Raw genomic sequence first — 19,331 nt, 5'->3', positions numbered from 1 at the left:
CATGACGACACAATCGACCACACTGCTGATCATTGGCGGTGGTCCGGGCGGCTACATTGCAGCCATTCGCGCCGGGCAACTAGGCATTGCCACCACGCTGGTTGAGGGTGATCAGCTTGGCGGCACCTGCCTCAACATCGGCTGCATTCCGTCGAAGGCCTTGATTCACGCCGCGGACGAGTTTGAAAAGGTCATCCATTACGCTCAGGACTCGGCGCAGCATTCGACGCTGGGCATTCAGGTGCAGTCCCCGCGCATTGACTTGGCGCAAACCGTGCGCTGGAAAGACGCCATCGTGTTAAAGCTGACCACGGGTGTCGCGGTGCTGCTGAAAAAGAACGGTGTGCAGGTCGTCAAGGGATGGGCCCGTGTCATCGACGGCAAGACGGTGGAAATCCAGCAGCAAGGCCCGCAAGCCGATGCAGAGCCGCTGCGCATAAGCTGCGAGCATTTGCTGCTGGCGTCCGGCTCGCAGGCGGTGGCGCTGCCTTCGATGCCCTTTGGCGGTGCCATTATCTCGGCCACGGAAGCCTTGTCACCACAGTCGCTGCCCAAGCGGCTGCTGGTCGTCGGCGCCGGCTACATCGGCCTGGAGCTCGGCATGGCCTACCGCAAGCTGGGTGCCGAGGTGGCCGTGGTCGAGGCGCTGGACCGGGCGCTGCCAGCCTACGATGCAGAGTTGACCCGGCCGGTGCTGGCCTCGTTGCGCCGGCTCGGTATTGAGACGCACCTGTCTTGCACTGTGCAGGGTATGAACGCCGGCGGCGATGCCGTGCGGGTGCGCAGCGCGCAAGGTGAAGAATCCGAGATTGCCGCCGACCGCGTGCTGGTGGCCGTGGGTCGGCGCCCGCGCACCGAAGGCTGGGGCCTGGAAACGCTGCTGCTGGACATGAACGGCCGTGCAGTGCAGATCGACGACCAGTGCCGCACATCGATGCGCAACGTTTGGGCCATTGGCGATGTGACGGGCGAGCCGATGCTGGCGCACCGCGCGATGGCGCAGGGCGAGATGGTGGCAGAAACCATCGCCGGCAAGCGCCGCCACTTTTCCCCGGTGGCGATGCCTGCCGTGTGCTTCACCGACCCGGAAATCGTGGTCGTCGGCCAGACGCCGCAGGACGCCACGGCCGCAGGACTCGATTGCGTCAGCGCGATGTTTCCGTTTTCTGCCAACGGCCGCGCCATGACGATTGAATCGACGGAGGGTTTCGTGCGCGTTGTAGCGCGGCGCGACAACCACCTGATCGTCGGCTGGCAAGCCGTGGGGCGAAGTGTTTCCGAGCTGAGTGCGGCTTTCTCGCAATCGATGGAGATGGGCGCGCTGCTCGAAGATGTTGCGAGCACCATCCACGCCCACCCGACCCTGGGTGAAGCCGTGCAGGAGGCGGCGCTGCGCGCACTCGGGCACGCTCTGCACATCTGAACCTGGAAACGGCAGTTGGCCGTGTGTCCAAACTCGCGGCATTCGGCTGCGCTGGCTGTGCCTCGACTTGTGCGCGGGTTTGGTCGGGCAATGCTTGTCAGCGTTCAACTTATCCAAGGTGCGTTCGATCTCGGCATCGCATCGCCTGAATGCAGCTGATACAAGTCCAACCGGGCGAGCGTCGGGTGAAAGAATGCATTAGCCATTATTTAAATAGAAACATTCAAAAGGTTGAGGCAACTTGACCCGGAGGTTTAATTCGAATTGGCGTTCTCGCCTATCGCTTTCGTGCGTTGCTCCTCCAACTTTTAGTTGATTGCTTTGATATAGCTCAAGCTTTTTGCGTAAAGCTTCATCGTTTTGATATAGCTCAACCTTTGTGTTTAAAGCTTAATTGCGCATTTATAAAAGCATAAACATTGCTGTAACTATTTTCAAAAAAAAGTAAAAATACATATAATTTGTAATAGGTAAGTAACCAAGTCGGCATCTGACTTGGATGCTTGCCTATTCGAAGAAAAGCCCAGAAAACACGGGTTCGAGAAATTAATTTTTCAGAACACGAAAAACACGAAAAGGAAGGGGACGAAATCATGAAAATGACTTTGTTGAAGATGGGGAGGGCGCGCTGGACGGCTGGCGCGGCCATTGCGTTGTTGGCGCTAGGGGTCTTGGGAAGTGCGCCGGCATTGGCAGGCATTGCTACTACCAAGCACAACCTGGGAAGTAATGGTACCGGTGCCAACAAGTTCAGCGGTACCGGTGAAATCTGCGTGTTCTGCCATACGCCTCACGGTGCGGACATAACCGCTACCGTCCCGCTATGGAATCGCTCCTTGGTGACGGCGACCACCTACCAGACTTACAACAGTCTGGGCACATCCAGCCTCGATGGCGCCACGGCTCCGGTAGGTTCGGTCTCGCTGGCCTGTCTTTCGTGCCATGACGGCACGCAGGCCATGAACGTGATGATCAATCAGCCTGGATCAGGTACTGTAGTTACGGCGTTTGGCGCCGGGAGTTGGACGGGCACCGGTCAGCTCAACACCGTGGGCAGCATCACCAATATTGGAACAGACCTGAAGAACGACCATCCGATCGGCATTCAGTATGGTGGCGGTTATGGCACAGGGAAAGTGGCCTATCCGAAATCCAATGTCGCAGACGGCGGGTTCAGAGATCAGGATTTCAAGGGTGCTCAGTACAACTACATAAATGATAAAGACGTATGGTGGGTTGATACAGGTACCGCGGGTCTTGGCACTCGCGAGAAGACCGATATGCAGCTTTACACCCGCACTCAGACCGGCACCAGCCCTGTCGCCTTGGCCGTGGGTAACCAAGCGCTGGTTGAATGTGCAAGCTGCCATGATCCCCATACCGATAAAGCGACTTTCCTGCGTATTGACAATACGAACAGCGCGGTCTGCCTAGCTTGCCACATTAAATAACTAGTGGATTGCTGAGGCATCCAAGAGGGAGACAAGTAGTTTGTCTCCCTCTTTTTTTTGGGGATTATTTTTAAGTCTTTGTCGCATTAAGTCCTACGGCATTCCGTCAAGCCATGTGGAGCAACAGACGAGATTTAAATTAGATAAGTTCACTCAATTTCAAGCAATTTTATAGGTTTTATGAAATTTAATATGACACAGGTGTTACACTTAAAAACCCGGGCTTGACGGGCTGAGTGAATGAATTTCAAGACAAGGATTATTCGGTAAGTGCCTTGCTAAAAAACCCCGAAAGCCAGTGACACAGGCTTTGCAGTTCCGAACACTCCAAACCTACCTTTCTTCTGTGGGTGCTGGCACCTTTATATTGATATTGAACTTTGCGTAATAGCCGCAACTAGCGCTGAAGGAATTGAGGTCAAGCCGGACATTGCCGGCGGCGCAAATCCCCTGGCCCACCAGCCATCGCGTGATGGTCAGAATTTCACTAGAAACCGGTTTTCTGTCGCGCTGCAGAGATCCCGGCAAACATTACGATAGTGCAATGAGCACTTCAACCCCCCTGAACACCCCGGCCTGCGCCGTTTGCTTGCGCAACGACGCCAGCGTGATCGGCCTGGTGGGTCTGGTCCACCTGATTAGCCATTTCAGCCAGTTGCTGCTGGCGCCGCTATTTCCCTGGTTGAAGGACGAGTTCCAGGTCAGCTACGCCGAGCTGGGGTTTTTGATGACGATTTTTTTCGTCGTTTCGTGCGCGGTACAGGCCCTGTCGGGCTTTGTGGTGGACCGGTTTGGCCCGCGTCCGGTCCTGTTTGGCGGTCTGTCGTTGCTCGGTGTGGCGGCCTTTGGCTATTCGATCAGCACCAGTTACTGGATGATGGCGGGGCTTGCCGTGGTGGGCGGCGTGGGCAACGGCGTGTTTCACCCGGTCAACTACACACTGCTTAACCACAAGGTGAGTGCACCGCGCCTGGGCCACGCCTACAGCGTGCACGGCATCACCGGCAGCCTGGGCTGGGCGCTGGCACCGGCCCTGCTGGTGCCCGGTTGCACTGGCTTTCTCCTGGCGCGCGGCGCTGGCCAGTGCCGCGGCACTGGTCGTGGCAGTGCTTATGGTGCTGCTGTTGAATCGCGACAAGCTGGCGTTGGCAGTTGTTCCATCCGCCAGAAGCGATGGCCCCGGCACAGCCGCCGGCAATCTGGATTTCCTGAAAATTCCCGCCGTCTGGATGTGCTTTGCCTTCTTCTTTTGGTATGCGGTAGTGCTTAGCGTGGTGCAGGTCTTTGCCCCCGAGGCGGCGCGCCAATTGCACGGCGTGCCGGTGTCGCTGGTGGCGCTGTGCCTGACCCTTTACATGCTCTGCAGCGCGGGTGGCATGGTGCTGGGTGGGTTTTTGGCTGCTGATCCGGCGCGCTGCGAACGTGTTGTGGGCCTCGGATTGGGAGTAGCTGCCGCGATTGCCCTGCTGATTGGGTTTGCTAGCCTGCCGGCCGCAGCTGTGCCCGCGCTTTTCGGCGCCATGGGCTTTGCCGTCGGCATCGTGGCGCCGTCGCGCGACCTGCTGGTGAAACGCTCCACCCCTGAGAACGCCACCGGCCGGGTTTATGGCGTGGTGTACGCCGGCCTGGATATCGGCCAGGCCATCGCGCCACTGGTCTTCGGGATGCTGATGGACCGCCAGCAGTACCGGGCTGTCTGGCTCGGGCTGGTCATGGTGCTGGCCGTGCTGATTGCCAGTGCGTTCAAGGTCAGGCGGGTGCGGCGAACGGCATTGGCCCCTGCTTCCTGATTCAGCGCCGTCCTATACTGGCGCGCATAACTTTTCCAAGGCATGCAATGAATAGCAATTTCTCCGTTTTTTCTATTGCCCGTTTTTCAAGCCTGCTGGGTGCGGCCCTTCTGCTGAGCCCGTACGCGGTACACGCGCAGGGCACGCCCTTGACGGACAAGCTGGTGGGTGATGTGGGCGGCGGAGCCTTCCTCACGCAAAGCGTGATTCGCAGCAAAGACGGTAAAGCCAGCGTGCTGCCCTACGGATTTTTTGACTATGGCCGCTTCTTTGCCCGCGTCGATACGCTGGGTTTCAAAACTGTCCAGCTGGGTAGCGGTTACCTTGAACTGGCAGGACGGGTCAGCCAGGACGGCTGGCGTGCCGACACAGCCGCGCTGGCAGGACTTTCCGAGCGCAAGACCTCGATTCCGCTGGGGCTTGGGACTTTCCAGAAAACGCCTTATGGCGGGTTTTTCCTGAATGCCTTTGTGGATGCCAACAAGTCGCATGGGGCCTTGCTGGACGTCACGTACGCGGCCGAGTTCAAGCTGGGCAATTGGTCTTTCTACCCGCAGCTGGGTCTGGAATACCGCAATGCCAAATACAACAATTATTTTTACGGTGTGACGCCGGCAGAGTCAAACGCCAGCGGCTTCGCCGCCTACAACGCCGGTGCATCGACCACGCCCATGCTGGGCTTGGCAGCGGATGTGCCTTTGAGCGGGCCCTGGGTGCTCAATCTGCAACTGCGCCACAAGTGGCTCAGGCCTGCGGTGCATAACAGCCCGCTGGTCAGCCGCAAGTCACAAGACAGCGGGTTTATTGCCGTGTCGTACCGCTTCAAGTAAAGCCACCGTTGCAATGGCACGAATACAGGCGTAGATTGAATGCTGCAGTGACAGGGTTGTCATAATCCTCAAAACAAGGAATCCACATGACCACATCCGAAACATCCCAAGTCCCGGCCGGTAGCGATTTTGAGCGCTGGATTGAAGAAAAGTCTGAGGCCGTGAAAGCCGAACTGGGTGAGAAGTTTCCTCCCGCCACCAGCGGGCCTGCCGCCGTTCATGCCGAAACCGCTAGCCAGCGCATTGAGGAAGTCCTGCTCGGGCACGAGCAGCCGGCAGACGCGCTACTCGAAGAGCTGGTCGATCTGGAAAATGCCCCCCCACTGAGCGATGAGGAACTGGACAAGCAGGCACTGGCCAGCGGTGGTGGCGACGACAACCCGGACACGCCGGAATAACCAGCGTAGTAGCGAGCGAAGTAGCAAGGTTGTCTGGCAGCTAGCCCTGCTAGCCGGCGTAGCGGCACAATATGCCGCATGACCAAACAACTCGCCGGCCACCTTCTTGTTGACTGCCTTTTGGCTCAAGGCGTGACACATGCTTTCGGCGTTCCCGGCGAAAGCTATCTGGCGGTGCTAGACGGCCTCTACGCACGCCGCGACAGAATTGATTTCATCACCTGTCGCCAAGAGGGCGGCGCGGCCTTCATGGCCGAGGCGCACGGCAAACTGACAGGGCGGCCCGGGGTGTGCATGGTGACGCGCGGGCCGGGCGCCACCAACGCCTCCATCGGCGTGCACACGGCGTTTCAGGACTCGACACCGATGCTGCTGCTGGTTGGCGATGTGGCCAGCGATTGCCGCGACCGAGAGGCCTTTCAGGAAGTGGACTATTCCAGCTTTTTTGGCCCCAGCACCAAAGGCTTTGCCAAGCGCGTCGAGCGCATTGATGACGCGGACCGCATCCCCGAATACGTGGCGCGCGCGTTTGCCACGGCCATGAACGGCCGGCCCGGGCCGGTGGTGTTGGTGTTGCCCGAAGACATGCTGACCCAGCTGACCGAAGCCACACCCTTGCCCCGCGTCGACGCGGTTCAGGCCTGGAGTGACCCCGGCTCCTTGCGCACGCTGCGCGAGATGCTATTGAAAGCGGAGCGCCCGTTCATCATTGCCGGCGGCGGCGGCTGGACGCCCGAGTCGGCGCAGGCGCTGCAGCGCTTTGCCGAAAACTGGCGGTTGCCGGTCGGTAATGCCTTCCGCTTTCAGGATACCTTTGACAACTTTCACCCGCTGTATGCGGGTGATGTGGGCATTGGCCTGAACCCCAAACTGGCGGCGCGCATCAAGGCCAGCGACCTGATCATCGCCATCGGCCCGCGTCTGGGCGAGATGACCACCGGCAATTACACGCTGCTGGAAGCACCGAGGCCCAGACAGAAGCTGGTGCACATTCACGCCAGCGCTGAAGAGCTGAACCGCGTCTACCTCGCCGATCTGGCCATTCACGCCACCATGAATGCCGCCGCCCGTTCGCTGGAAGTGCTGACGGCGCCGCCGGACGTGCCGTGGCAGGCATGGACGGCCTCTGCTAACGAAGACTATCTGGCCAACCTCGAACCACAACAGCTGCCCGGCGATATCGACATGCCCGCCATCGTCGGCCTGCTGCAAAAGCACCTGCCGGCCGACGCGGTGCTGACCAATGGCGCGGGCAATTTTGCCAGCTGGCTGCACCGGTTTTACCGGCACCACGGACTGGTCAAGGGACACAAGACGCAGCTGGCGCCCACCGTGGGCGCGATGGGTTATGGCGTGCCGGCGGGCATTGCAGCGGCTATCACCACCGGCCGTCTGGCCTTCACCATCGCCGGCGACGGCGACTTTTTGATGAACGGCCAGGAGTTGGCGACGGCCGTGCAGCACGGCGCCAAAAGCATCATCGTGCTGCTCAACAACGGCATGTACGGCACCATACGCATGCACCAGGAAAGGGAGTATCCGCAGCATTCAAGCGGCTCCCACCTGAACAACCCGGACTTTGCCGCGCTGGCACGCGCCTACGGCTATGCCGGCGTGCGCATCACGCACACCGCGCAGTTTGAAGCGGAACTGCTGGCCGCGCTGGAGCGCAAGGAAGGCACGCTGATTGAGGTGACGCTGGACCCGGAAGTCATCTCCACGCGCACCACCCTGTCTGCCATCACGCAAAATGCGCTGCAGCGGTTGCTATAAAAAGTATAGCTTTTTGCGCCCGTATTCATTGGGCTTGGGGCCTATTTGATAGGTAAAAACGCAAAAAAGCCGGACTAACTCGAGGTTAGCCCGGCCTTTTTTGCTTCAAACTCGCGAAAGCTTATTCCTTGATGTCCACGCCGTAGAAGTTGTGGCGGCCGAAGGGGCTGTTTTTGAAGTCGATCACGTTCTTGCGCACCGGCTTGATCTGCACCGCATGGGCGATGGTGAACCACGGCGCCTGCTCTTTGAAAATCACCTGCGCCTGCTGGTAGAGCTTGGTTCGCTCAGCCGGGCTGGTCACGGTTTTGGCTTTCAGAACGATGTCTTCATAGGGCTTGTAGCAGAACTTGGCGATGTTGCTGCCGCTGTTGGACTGTGCCGACGCGCAGCCCAGCAGGGTGTACAGGAAGTTGTCCGGATCGCCGTTGTCGCCGGTCCAGCCCAGCATGCCCATCTGGTGCTCGCCGGCCTGCAGGCGCTTGCGGTACTCGCCCCACTCAAAGCTCTTGATCTCGGCGTTCACACCGACCTTGACCAGGTCAGCCTGCATCAGTTCGGCAATGCGCTTGGCATTCGGGTTGTAAGGGCGCTGCACCGGCATGGCCCACAGATCGGTAGTGAAACCATTGGGGTAACCGGCTTCGGCCAGCAATTTCTTGGCGGCCTCAGGGTTGTAGGCGTCGTCTTTGACGGCGTCGTTGTAGGCCGGCATGGTGGGCGGAATCGGGTTCTTGGCGGCAACGCCGGTGCCCAGGTAAACGCCGTCAACAATGGCTTTCTTGTTGATGGACATGTTGATGGCCTTGCGCACGCGCACATCGTCAAACGGCTTTTTGGTCGTGTTGTAGGCCATGTAGCCGACGTTCAGGCCGGGTTGCTCCAGCACCACGATATTAGGGTCCTTGCGGATCGCTTCCAGGTCAGCCGGATTCGGGTAGGGCATGACATGGCATTCGCCCTTTTGCAGCTTGGCCCAGCGCACCGACGCGTCCGGTGTGATTGCATAGACGAGGTCGTCAATCTTGGCCTTGCCACCCCAATAAGCGGGGAAGGCCTTGTAACGGATGACGGCGTCTTTCTGGTACTGCACCAGGTAGAACGGGCCGGTGCCGATAGGGTCCTGGTCAAGCTTTTCCGGCGTGCCGGCCTTGAGCATGGCGTCGGCATATTCCTTGGACTGGACTGCCGCATACGGCATGGCCAGGTTGGCCAGGAACGGTGCTTCAGGCTGGTTCAGCGTGATCTTGATGGTGTTGGCGTCTACCTTTTCCACCGACTTCAACAGCTTGGGCATGCCCATGTCGCTGAAGTAGGAGTGATTGGGGCTGGTGACTTTGTAGAAAGGATTGTCTTCTTTCCACTGGCGCTCGAACATGAACAGCACATCGTCGGCATTCATGTCGCGGGTGGGTTTGAAGTTTTTGTTGGTGGTGTGCCATTTCACGCCCTTGCGCAGGTGAAAGGTGTACTCCTTGCCGTCGGCAGAAATTTCCCACTTCTCGGCCAGACCCGGTATGACTTTGGTGCCGCCACGCTCAAAGTTGACGATGCCGTTGTAGATCGGCTCGTTGGCATCAAACGAGGTGCCCGTGGTGTTGACGCCGGGGTAGAAGTTCTCCGGGCTGCCTTCAGAGCAGAACACCAACGTCTTGGCGGCTGCTGGCGAAAGTGCCAGCAGCGCTGGCAGGGCTACAGCGCACAGCAAGGCGCGCTGGATCGGGCGCAAGCGCCTGGAACTTGGGCTTTTGACGGGTTGGGTCTGAATCATTTGAGAAACTCCTTGGGTCTACGGGAGAGGGAAATGCTGCAATGCAGCGGGCTTGCGGCCAGTTGGCGCAGCACGAATGGTGTGCGCTCGCTGGTCATTGAAAAACGGGACTGGCATGGATGCGGGCAGGCACGGCTTGCCCTCAGGCAATGATGAAATTTTCAGCATAGTGGCACGCAACCTGGCGCTCTGCAACTTCGCGCAGCTTGGGCCGTTCGGCGCGGCAGCGCTCGGTGACGTGCGGGCAGCGGGTCGAAAAGACGCAGCCGGTAGGCGGGTTGAGCGGCGAGGGCAGCTCGCCCTTGAGCACGATGCGCTGCTTGACACCCGTGCTGCCGGCCAGGCCGGGCGTGGACGCCAACAAGGCTTGGGTGTAAGGGTGCAGGGGTTGCGCAAAGAGAGCGCCTTTTTCGCCTTGCTCTACCGTGTGGCCCAAGTACATCACCAGCACATCATGGGCAATATGGCGCACCACGCCCAGGTCGTGCGAGATGAACAGATAGGCCAGGCCCATGGACTGCTGCAGGTCAGCCAGCAGGTTCAGTACCTGCGCCTGAATCGATACATCGAGCGCCGACACCGGTTCGTCCGCCACCACCAGGGTGGGGTTGAGCATCAGTGCGCGCGCAATGGCAATCCGCTGGCGCTGGCCGCCCGAGAACATGTGCGGATAACGGTGGTAGTGCTCGGGGCGCAGGCCCACCATGGCAAGCATGGCGCGCGCCTTGGCTGCACGCTCGGTCGCCGTCAAGGCGGTGTTGATTTCCAGCGGCGCCTCCAGAATGGCGCCGATTTTCTTGCGCGGATTGAGCGACCCATAGGGGTTCTGGAACACCAGCTGAACCGCTTTGCGAAGCTTCATGCGTTCGTCGGGTGGCGCGTTGACGGCATCGACGCCCTTGATGCGCAACTGGCCCCCGGTGGGAGTTTCAATCAGCGAGACCATGCGTGCCAGCGTGGATTTGCCGCAACCCGATTCACCCACCACGGCCAGCGTCTTGCCGGCATGGACGGTAAAGGAAACCCCGCCGACGGCCTGCAGGTGATCGGGAGCGCGCATGAAGCCGCGCCGAATTTCATAGACACGCTTCAGGTCTTTGGCCTCGACCACGGCCTGGCCTGAAAACCCGGGGGCGCGCGTGGCCGGCAGGGCGGTGTTGTGGGGCGCGTTCATAGCGCTGCCTCCTGCATCAGGGGCTTGCCCAGCAGCATCGCCGCTTCCCGACCGGGGTCGCCCAGCGGATAGTGGCAGCGCACCATGCCACCCGCCTGCAGTTTGGGCTGCCAGGCGCGCAGCGGCGGGCGCTCGTTGGCGCAATGCTCGGTGGCATAAGCGCAGCGCGGCGCAAACAGGCACCCGCTTGGCCGGTCATACAGGCCCGGCACCATGCCGGGAATCGTCGCCAGGCGTGCGCTGCCATCGCTGCGCTCGGGCAGGGCGGACAGCAAGGCTTCGGTGTACGGGTGTTGCGGCGTGTTGAAAAGCGCGTGGGTGCTTTGTTCTTCCATAATCTGGCCGGCATACATGACGGCCACGCGCTGGGCCATTTCAGACACCACGCCCATGTTGTGGGTGATCAGCACCAGCGCCATGCCGCGCTCTTTTTGCAGGCTGCGCAGCAAGTCCAGGATTTGCGCCTGGATGGTGACGTCCAGCGCCGTGGTTGGTTCATCGGCAATCAGCAGCCTGGGGTTGCACGCAATCGCCATGGCAATCATCACGCGCTGGTTCATGCCGCCCGACAACTGGTGTGGGTAAGACTTCAAACGGCTTTCCGGCGCCGGGATGCCGACTTGCTCCAGCAGTTCGATGGCCTTGCGCGTGGCGGCCTTGCGGTCCATGCCCAGATGCAGGCGCAGCGTTTCGGTGAGTTGGAAACCGACCGTGAAGCAGGGGTTCAGACTGGTGGTGGGATCCTGAAAAATCATCGCCACGTCTTTGCCTGTGAGCTGGTTGCGCTCGCGCGCCGACAGCGTCATCAGGTCATGGCCGGCAAAGCGCAGTTTGTCGGCGCGGACCCGGCCCGGATAGGCCACCAGGCCCATCAGGGCCATCATGGTGACGCTTTTGCCGGAGCCCGATTCGCCAACGATGCCGAGTACTTCGCCTTCTTCGAGTGACAGGCTGATGCCGTCAACGGCATGCATCACGCCGTTTTGCGAGGGGAACTCGACGGACAGGTTTTCGATTTCAAGAAGCATCTAAATCCTCCCCCTTCTCGGCTCACTGCGTGTAGCCGGATCCCCCCGCTGGGGGCAACACCTGCGGCCCGGCAAAGCCGGTTCCGCGCTGTTACTTGCGAAGAGGTTCATTGGGTGCGTGGCGATCGTGGTCATCGTTTTAGCTTGGTGTCGAACGCATCACGCAGTCTGTCGCCCAGCAGCGTGATACTGGTTACCCCGCTGGGGGCAACACCTGCGGCCCGGAAAAGCCGCATCCGTGCTGTTACTTGCGAAAAGGTTCATCGGGTGCGTGTCGATTGTGTTCATCGCTTCAGCTTCGGGTCGAACGCATCACGCAGTCCGTCGCCCAGCAAATTGAAGGCCAGCACAGTGATCAAAATTGCGAGACCGGGAAAGGTGACCACCCACCAGGCGCGCAGTACAAATTCTCTGGCGTCGGCCAGCATGGTGCCCCATTCGGGCGAAGGCGGCTGGGCACCCAGACCCAGAAAGCCCAATGCCGCGGCGTCCAGAATGGCGGTGGAGACGCCCAGCGATGCCTGCACGATCAGCGGCGCCGTGCAGTTGGGCAAAATTTCACTGAACATCAGCCGGATGCGGCCAGCGCCGCTCATGCGTGCAGCGGTGACGTAGTCGCGGGAGGCCTCAAGAATCACCGCAGCGCGGGTGATGCGCACGTAATGCGGCAGCACGACGATGGCGACCGCCAGCATCGCGTTCATCAGCCCGGGGCCCAGAATGGCCACAATCACTATGGCCAGCAGCAGGCTGGGCAGCGTCAGGATGATGTCCATCATGCGCATCACGGCAATCTCGAAGATGCCGCGGAAATACCCCGCCAGCAAGCCCAGTACAGTGCCGACCAGCACCGACAAGGCCACCACGGCCAGGCCGATGACAAGCGACAGACGGGCGCCGTACATCAGGCGCGACAAGATGTCCCGGCCAATGGCATCAGTGCCCAAGGGGTAGGTCCACGATCCGCCGGTCTGCCAGGCCGGTGGCTTGAGAAACACGGCGTTGTTGGTGATGTTGGGGGCGTGCGGCGCCAGCACCGGTGCAAACAACGCCACCAGCAGCACCGCGACCACAATGATCAAGCCCATGACGGCGCCATTGTTGGCGCTGAAGTAACTCCAGAACTCGCGCAACGGATGCGGCGGCGCGGGTGGATTGCTGGTTTTCAAGGTGACCGTGCTCATCGCTGATGCCTGATACGTGGATTGATGATGCCGTAGGTGATGTCTACCAGCAGATTGACGGCCATGACGATGGCGCCGAGCAACAAGATGCCGCCCTGCAATACGGTGTAGTCACGCCGGCTAATGGCTTCGATCAGCCATTTGCCGACGCCGGGCCACGAGAAAATGGTTTCGGTCAGGATCGCGCCGGTGAACAGCACGCCGACCTGCAGGCCAATCACGGTGACCACTGGAATAAGCGCATTGCGCAGGGCATGTATGGCCACCACGCGCAGGTTGGAAAGCCCCTTGGCGCGCGCGGTACGGATGTAGTCTTCGCCCAGCACCTCCAGCATCGCCGAACGCGTCATTCGCGCAATAACTGCCAGAGGATTGGTGCCCAGCACAATCGTCGGCAAGATCAGGTGCGAGGCGGCCGACCAGAAGGCGCCTTTGTCGTCCGACAGCAATGAATCGATCAGCAAAAATCCGGTGGTTGGCTCGATGAAATACTGCACCGACATGCGGCCCGACACCGGGGTCCAGCCCAGCTGCACCGAAAACAGCAGGATCAGCAGCAGGCCCCACCAGAAAATCGGCATCGAGTAGCCCGTCAGGGAGACCCCCATGACGCCGTGATCGAGTATCGAGTTGCGCTTGACGGCCGCAAGAATGCCGGCCGGAATGCCGATCAGCAGGGCAAAAATGATGGCGCACAGGGCCAGTTCAATGGTGGCGGGAAAGAGTGTCAAGAACTCGTTCAGCACCGGTTCCTGCGTGATCATGGACTTGCCCAGATCGCCTTTGAGCACCCGGCCAATATAGATGCCGTATTGCACCAGCACCGGCTGGTCCAAGCCGAACTCCTTGAGCAGCTGCGCGTGACGGATTGGGTCGATGCCGCGCTCGCCCGCGAGAGTCTCGATGGGGTCGCCAGGCACCATGCGTATCAGGAAAAAAGCCAGCAATGTCATGCCCAAAAAGGTGGGAATGATCAGGCTCAGTCGGGTAAAGATAAAACGCAACATTATCGCGGCGCGACCGAACAGGTGCTGGCTTGCAAGGCATTGAAGCGCGTTGTGGAAAACCCATCGGCAAGGCGACATCGATGGTGTAAAAAAATCTTTGCGACGTCGTTTTTTTTGTGCATCAGTGAGCGAAATTATTGTGCTGGTAAGTCTGGCCAGACTGATCTGGGGCAGTACTGAGCGCATTTTTAATCTTAGCAACGAAGCGGTCAAGTTTTGCCTGTTTGGCTGCTGCCGCCTCCGGAATTACCCGTGTCGCTTTAGAAAATATCACGCGACTTTGATATGAATCAAGCTTCTCTCCTGAGTGTGCAGAAGACGGCTTCGGGTCGATTCTTGGCCCGGTGTTGGCAGGAAGGAAATAAAAAAAGGCCGGGGATGCCGGCCTTTTGGGGCATCGGTAAAAACCGATTATTTGACGTGCTTGCCGATCAGGCCAGCCATCTCGAACATCGACACCTGCGCCTTGCCGAAGACGGCACGCAGTTTTTCGTCGGCGTTGATCATGCGCTTGTTGATCTTGTCCTGCAGGCCCTTGGCTTTGATGTAAACCCACAGCTTGCTGACAATTTCCGTACGTGGCAAGGGCTTGTCGCCCACCACCGCCGCCAATGCCGGACTCAATGTCAGCGCTTTCATGAACGCTGCGTTGGGCGTGCGCTTTTTGGCAGGCACTTTCTTGGCTGCTGCTGCCTTTGGGGCTGCAACTTTTTTGGCGGGAGCTGCTTTCTTCGCGGCTACCTTTGTTGCAGGCGCTGCCTTTTTAGCCGCTACCGTCTTCGCTGGAGCTGCTTTCGTTGCAGCTACTTTCTTTGCCGGAGCAGCCTTTTTAGCGGGCGCTTTTTTTGCCGGTGCTTTTTTCGCAGTTGCCATGATTGATTTTCCTTCTAGAAGTTGATAAATCACCGCACGGATAACTACTTCCTTACGGCAATGCGGATGCTACTGGAGAAAAACGCAGTTTCATAGCTAAAACGCACTTTATTTGCGTGTTGATGTTGCAGATTTACCTCTGAGAATCCAAAAAACATGAACGAGCGCCACGGTGTGACGCATTTGCGGGCCGCCAATGAGGCGCTTGCTGACAAAAAATGCAGTCAGAAAAGAGGCATTTCGCGGCGTGCCGCGAAGTGTGCAGAGAAATTCAAGGCGCCCGCTCAACGCTGCGACTGCAGGCAAAATGGCCCATCAACCACCAAGAAAGTCACTTAAAAATGACCTCAACCGTTAGTCAAAGCGCCGCCGTTTCGTTCGCTACCTGCGATCTCTGCGACGACCACAAGAACGACAGTTCAGGCGAGTTCAGGGTGCTTCCGCCGGTCTTCAAGAACTTTGGCGGGCTTGCAAAATTCAGTGGTCTGGTAGTGACCATCAAATGCTTTGAAGACAACTCGCCGGTCAAGGCCGCTGTCGAATCGCCCGGCGACGGCCGCGTGCTGGTGGTGGACGGCGGCGCCTCCCTGCGCCGTGCGTTGCTGGGCGGCAAGCTGGGCGCCGCGGCTGCAGACAACGGCTGGGCCGGTGTCGTTGTCGATGGCTGCGTGCGCGACGTGGCCGAATTGGCGCTGTGCCACACCGGCATACGAGCGCTGGCCGCCATGCCTTTGCCGACCGACAGAAGGCAGCCGGGCCTGCGCGACGTCGCGCTGCAGATTCAGGGCGTCTGGATACGTCCGGGTGACTGGCTCTATGCCGATGAAGACGGCATTGTCGTGATGCCCGCGCCGCTGGCTACTTAGGGCGCCTGGGTTGGATTGCTATGGAAAGAATAGCTACTTACGACCGTCCCAAAAGGGTTACAGCATGTTTTTATGGAAAATTGATGGATGGTTTGGCTTTCAGATCCGCTGGATGCCGGGACGAATCACTTGAACCAGGAGCTTCACCATGATCACGGTTATTTTCGAAGTCTGGCCGGAACCGGCCCATCGCGAGGGCTACCTGAAGTGGGCCGCCGAACTGAAAGCCGAACTGCTTAGGATGGACGGCTTTATCTCCATCGAGCGTTTTCAGAGTCTGACCGAGCCCGACAAACTGCTGTCGCTGCAGTTCTGGCGCGACGAGTCCTGTTTGCAGGCCTGGCGCAATTTGGAGGCGCACCGTGCCGCGCAAACGGCAGGTCGCACGCGCATGTTCAAAAACTACCGCTTGCGAATTGCCGGGGTGATGCGCGACTACGGCATGAACGAACGCGACCAGGCACCCGTCGATTCACGCCAAGTACACGGCTGAAACGCGCGGCGAGGTCTGGCTTTGCTAAGGGGGCCCCAGTGTGCGGGCTTGTGAACAGGGGTGGTGGTGCTGCTGGGTGCTGCTGCCAGCATCCAGCAGCAGCGACAAGAACGCGCGGTGAAGCGCAAAGTAAGGTGTCTGCGAGTGCCACTGGACCGTCATCCTGAACCGGGGTTCAGGTGGGCGAGGGCAGTCCGGTTTCGGGTTCGTCTAACGCGAGACGATCACACCTGCCGGACAATTTACCAAGCCCGTGCTCGTGGAGCATTGGTTCAAGGAAATATAAAGCCCAATACGCATCGCAGACATTTTTATTGTATGCCCTTGCAGCCCGCCACGAGATGCAACAGCGCGTAATACCGCGCTTGATGGGTTAGAGCAGGCGACCGTCAATATGCAGGGCGGTGTCCAGGCGCTGCAGCAGCGCCGCCAGCTGAGCTTGCGTCGCTTCGTCGGGCGCCGTGACGGGGCCTGCAGGCGATCCGGACGGTGCTGCAGCCGGCACTGGCGTGTCGGTAAGGCTGCGATCCGGGACTTCAAACGCTAGGTTCAGGGCGGCCAGCACCGCGATGCGGTCACGTGCCTTGACTTTTCCGGCGTCGCGGATCCTGCACATGGCCGCGTCGACCTTGCTGACCGCATCCTGCAAGCGCGTCTCGCCGTTTTCGGGGCAGCCCAGCAAGTAGCTCTGGCCCATGATTTGTACTTCAAGCTGTTTCATCGCCCAGTTCCTGAAGAGGTTTTGGCAGGCTGCGTGCTACTGGCGCTGCTGTCAGGCAGGCGCTCCAGCAAGGCCTCGACACGCGAGCGCGCAGCACTCAGCCGAGACTGGAGTGAATCACGCTCGTGGGTGAGTACGCTGACCTGGTCGGTGAGCAGCGCATTGGTGCGCTGCAATTCCTCGTAGCGCAGCAAAAGCCGCTCAACGCGTTCGGTGATCTGCTCGATTTGGATTGGGTTCGACATGGCAGCCCAATTGTAGGGGCGCTGCCAGGCCGCCCATCCAGCCGCGTAGAATCTCGCCTGTTGGTGCTCGCCGTGTGGTTCACACACTGCAGTTCAACGGGAAGCAGGAGGAAGTCAAAGCCATCCGGACCGGGTTTACCCTGACCGCTAACGCTGCGATTTTTAACCTGCGCTGCCCCCGCAACGGTAAACGGACGAATGCCATTTCTTTGACGTAACACTCAAGGACGCATTCAGCTTTCATCACTCGCCACTGAGCGTCTTGAACACGCGCTTGGGAAGGCGATGAGAGCAGTTCCGTCAGCCCGGATACCGGCCAACAAGGTGATCGCGCTCGTTTTATTGAAGAACTGGCGCGTTCGTAACGCTCATGCACTGGCGGGGAAGCCGGTGAGGGCATTTTGTTGATCGTTTGAACTCATGAAAATCTGTACTTCCAACCTGCGCCTGGCTTTGCTGCCACTGGCTTTAGCGGCGGCATTTCCGTCTTTTTCACAAACCCAAGCCACGCCACAGCTTCACGAAACGGTGGTGACGGCAACGCGGAACGAGCAGCTGTTGAGCGCCGCTTTGCCGCACACCACGGTCATCAGCAGGGAGGATATTGAGCGGTCTCAGGCCACCGATCTGGTCACGTTGCTTCAGCGGGAGTCGGGTGTGCAGCGCACCCAAAACGGTGGCATCGGTACCACGTCAAGCATCTTCGTGCGCGGAGCTGCGGCGCTGCAGACGCTGGTGTTGATTGATGGCATTGCGCAAAACAAGCAGGATGCCTCGGGCGCGGTAAGTCTTGAGCACATCATGCTTGACAGCATTGAACGGGTTGAAATTGTGCGCGGAAATGTGTCGGCCATTTACGGCTCGGGCGCTATCGGCGGCGTGATTCAGATTTTCACCAAAACCGGTTCACGCGCCCCGTCCGCTGCGGTGTCGCTGGAATTAGGGCCACGGGCCTTCAAAAAGCTGTCGGGCAGTGTGAGCGCCAGCCTCGGCGACACCTCATTCAGCGCCACCCTGTCAGGCATCAAAACCGACGGGTTTTCGGCCCTCAACCCAGCGCAGCAACCCGGCGCTAACCCCGATGCAGACGGCTACGCCAACACCTCTGTCAATCTGTCTGCCACGCACAAGCTGTCGAAAGATCACAACTTTGGCATCAAATTGTTCAAGTCCACTGGCGAAGTCGCCTATGACAATGCGTTTGGCGCACCCACCGATGTTCAGAACTCGACAACTCGCCTGGGTCAAGTCACGGTATTCACCGACAACACGTTTGGCAATTGGCGCAGCCGCCTGTCGCTGAGCGAGCAGTCTGACAAGAGCCGATTCTTTGACGACGGCGCTTTTGGCTCGACCGCCACTTTCAGGACCCGCGCCAGTGTATTGAACTGGGTCAACACCCTGGCGCTGGGCAATGACTGGATAGTGACCGGTGGACTGGAGCAGCAGCGGCAACGCGTGGAGACCACCACCACGTCGGCGTTTGACTCGGCCTATGACCAAAAACGCAACGCAACAGCGGTGTTTGCTGGCGTGGAGGGGAAAGTGGGCCCAGGCGCCCTGCAGCTCAACGTGCGCCACGACAAAGTCGGTGAGCTGAAGGAAAGCACCGGATATATTGGCTACGGCTATCCGATTACGGAGCAGCTCAAGTTGATTGCCAGCGCCTCAACTGCATTTAACGCGCCGCCGCTCGGCTATCTGTTTGCCCCCGGCTTTGGCAACCCCCAGCTAAAGCCGGAACTGGCACGCAGCAAAGAAGTGGGCCTGCAATACGAACGGGAAGGGCATCTGCTGCGCGCCACCTACTTTGACACCCGGATCAAAGACCAGCTTGACTTCGACCAAGCCGCCTCTACGTTTGCCAACATCAGCCGCACGCGCAACGATGGCCTGGAACTGTCCTACAAGGGACTGGTGGGTCAGACGGATTTGCGGGCCAGTCTCACGTTGCAAGACCCCGTCAATGAAGTCACCCAGCAGCGGCTGAACCGCCGCGCCAGCACGCTGATGTCGCTCGGGGTATCGCAGCCCATGGGCGCATTCCGGGTCAATGCAGACTTGCAATACAGCGGCGAGCGCCCGGACGTTTACACCGACGTGAACACCTTCCAGTCGGTGAACACTACTTTGGGCTCTTACACGCTGGTGAATCTTTCGGGCGCCTACAAGCTAACACCCGAGCTAATGCTCAAGGCGCGCCTTGACAACGCCTTTGATCGAAAGTACCAGACGGTCTACGGTTACAACCAACAGCCGCGTAGCCTTTACGTGGGTGTGACCTGGACCCCCAAGCAGTAAGGG

General features: G+C 59.5%; 16 protein-coding genes, 1 pseudogene and 1 riboswitch. Of the genes and pseudogenes, 9 read left to right on the top strand and 8 right to left on the bottom strand.

Going from position 1 to position 19,331, the window contains the following annotated elements:
- Position 1 precedes the first annotated feature (1 nt).
- The 6 genes and pseudogenes from lpdA (at position 2) to HHJ18_RS03130 (ending at position 7,665) form a co-directional block, all read left to right on the top strand.
- Positions 2 to 1,423 (top strand): dihydrolipoyl dehydrogenase, encoded by a 1,422-nt coding sequence (gene lpdA / locus HHJ18_RS03155; RefSeq protein WP_296911432.1) that lies wholly within the window; start codon positions 2 to 4, stop codon positions 1,421 to 1,423.
- Positions 1,424 to 2,016: 593 nt separating this feature from the next.
- On the top strand, positions 2,017 to 2,874 hold the full coding sequence (locus tag HHJ18_RS03150) for a cytochrome c3 family protein (RefSeq protein WP_296911430.1): 858 nt from the start codon (positions 2,017 to 2,019) through the stop codon (positions 2,872 to 2,874).
- A gap of 544 nt (positions 2,875 to 3,418) precedes the next feature.
- Positions 3,419 to 4,664 (top strand): annotated as a pseudogene (locus HHJ18_RS03145) (MFS transporter).
- Between the two features lie 47 nt (positions 4,665 to 4,711).
- The gene (locus HHJ18_RS03140; RefSeq protein ID WP_296911428.1) at positions 4,712 to 5,494 is read left to right on the top strand and encodes a MipA/OmpV family protein; all 783 of its coding nucleotides are present in this window, start codon (positions 4,712 to 4,714) and stop codon (positions 5,492 to 5,494) included.
- 86 nt (positions 5,495 to 5,580) lie between these two features.
- Positions 5,581 to 5,892 carry a hypothetical protein gene (locus HHJ18_RS03135; protein WP_296911426.1) on the top strand — a complete coding sequence of 104 codons (312 nt, stop codon included), beginning with the start codon at positions 5,581 to 5,583 and terminating at the stop codon, positions 5,890 to 5,892.
- Positions 5,893 to 5,970: 78 nt separating this feature from the next.
- Positions 5,971 to 7,665, top strand: a complete 1,695-nt coding sequence (locus tag HHJ18_RS03130; protein ID WP_296911424.1) for a thiamine pyrophosphate-binding protein — start codon at positions 5,971 to 5,973, stop codon at positions 7,663 to 7,665.
- Positions 7,666 to 7,786: 121 nt separating this feature from the next.
- On the opposite strand, the gene HHJ18_RS03125 is transcribed toward HHJ18_RS03130, so the two are convergent.
- From HHJ18_RS03125 to HHJ18_RS03100, 6 genes are all read right to left on the bottom strand, one after another.
- Complete coding sequence (locus HHJ18_RS03125; protein WP_296911423.1) at positions 7,787 to 9,436, bottom strand: ABC transporter substrate-binding protein; 1,650 nt, start codon at positions 9,434 to 9,436, stop codon at positions 7,787 to 7,789.
- Positions 9,437 to 9,578: 142 nt separating this feature from the next.
- Complete coding sequence (locus HHJ18_RS03120; protein ID WP_296911421.1) at positions 9,579 to 10,610, bottom strand: peptide ABC transporter ATP-binding protein; 1,032 nt, start codon at positions 10,608 to 10,610, stop codon at positions 9,579 to 9,581.
- The gene (locus HHJ18_RS03115) at positions 10,607 to 11,638 is read right to left on the bottom strand and encodes an ABC transporter ATP-binding protein (RefSeq protein WP_296911420.1); all 1,032 of its coding nucleotides are present in this window, start codon (positions 11,636 to 11,638) and stop codon (positions 10,607 to 10,609) included. The genes HHJ18_RS03120 and HHJ18_RS03115 overlap by 4 nt, the downstream gene beginning before the upstream one ends.
- A gap of 284 nt (positions 11,639 to 11,922) precedes the next feature.
- Entirely contained in the window at positions 11,923 to 12,822 is a 900-nt protein-coding gene (locus tag HHJ18_RS03110) for an ABC transporter permease subunit (RefSeq protein WP_296911417.1), read from the bottom strand.
- A complete protein-coding gene (locus tag HHJ18_RS03105; protein WP_296911415.1) occupies positions 12,819 to 13,829 on the bottom strand; it encodes an ABC transporter permease subunit in 1,011 nt (336 codons plus the stop codon). Before HHJ18_RS03105 ends, HHJ18_RS03110 begins: the two co-directional genes overlap by 4 nt.
- 411 nt (positions 13,830 to 14,240) lie before the next feature.
- Positions 14,241 to 14,702, bottom strand: coding sequence for an SWIB/MDM2 domain-containing protein (locus tag HHJ18_RS03100; protein ID WP_296911413.1), 462 nt, complete (start codon positions 14,700 to 14,702; stop codon positions 14,241 to 14,243).
- Positions 14,703 to 15,043: 341 nt separating this feature from the next.
- Here HHJ18_RS03100 and rraA point away from each other — a divergent pair, with 341 nt between their 5' ends.
- Both rraA and HHJ18_RS03090 read left to right on the top strand, forming a co-directional pair.
- The gene (gene rraA / locus HHJ18_RS03095; protein WP_296911411.1) at positions 15,044 to 15,568 is read left to right on the top strand and encodes a ribonuclease E activity regulator RraA; all 525 of its coding nucleotides are present in this window, start codon (positions 15,044 to 15,046) and stop codon (positions 15,566 to 15,568) included.
- Positions 15,569 to 15,716: 148 nt separating this feature from the next.
- A complete protein-coding gene (locus HHJ18_RS03090; RefSeq protein WP_296911409.1) occupies positions 15,717 to 16,061 on the top strand; it encodes an antibiotic biosynthesis monooxygenase in 345 nt (114 codons plus the stop codon).
- Positions 16,062 to 16,434: 373 nt separating this feature from the next.
- Here the strand turns inward: HHJ18_RS03090 and HHJ18_RS03085 are convergent, their stop codons facing one another.
- A complete protein-coding gene (locus HHJ18_RS03085; RefSeq protein ID WP_296911407.1) occupies positions 16,435 to 16,782 on the bottom strand; it encodes a cell division protein ZapA in 348 nt (115 codons plus the stop codon).
- Entirely contained in the window at positions 16,779 to 17,027 is a 249-nt protein-coding gene (locus tag HHJ18_RS03080; protein WP_296911405.1) for a DUF904 domain-containing protein, read from the bottom strand. Before HHJ18_RS03080 ends, HHJ18_RS03085 begins: the two co-directional genes overlap by 4 nt.
- 44 nt (positions 17,028 to 17,071) lie before the next feature.
- Positions 17,072 to 17,363, top strand: a riboswitch (cobalamin riboswitch).
- A gap of 84 nt (positions 17,364 to 17,447) precedes the next feature.
- On the opposite strand from HHJ18_RS03080, the gene HHJ18_RS03075 reads away from it, so the two are divergent.
- The gene (locus HHJ18_RS03075) at positions 17,448 to 19,328 is read left to right on the top strand and encodes a TonB-dependent receptor (protein ID WP_296911403.1); all 1,881 of its coding nucleotides are present in this window, start codon (positions 17,448 to 17,450) and stop codon (positions 19,326 to 19,328) included.
- Positions 19,329 to 19,331: the final 3 nt, after the last annotated feature.

Origin of the sequence: Polaromonas sp., assembly GCF_012927455.1 — a bacterium.
Taxonomy (GTDB): Bacteria; Pseudomonadota; Gammaproteobacteria; order Burkholderiales; family Burkholderiaceae_C; genus Polaromonas.
The sequence above is the reverse complement of the archived record's forward strand: the minus strand, read 5'-3'. Positions and strand labels throughout refer to the sequence as shown.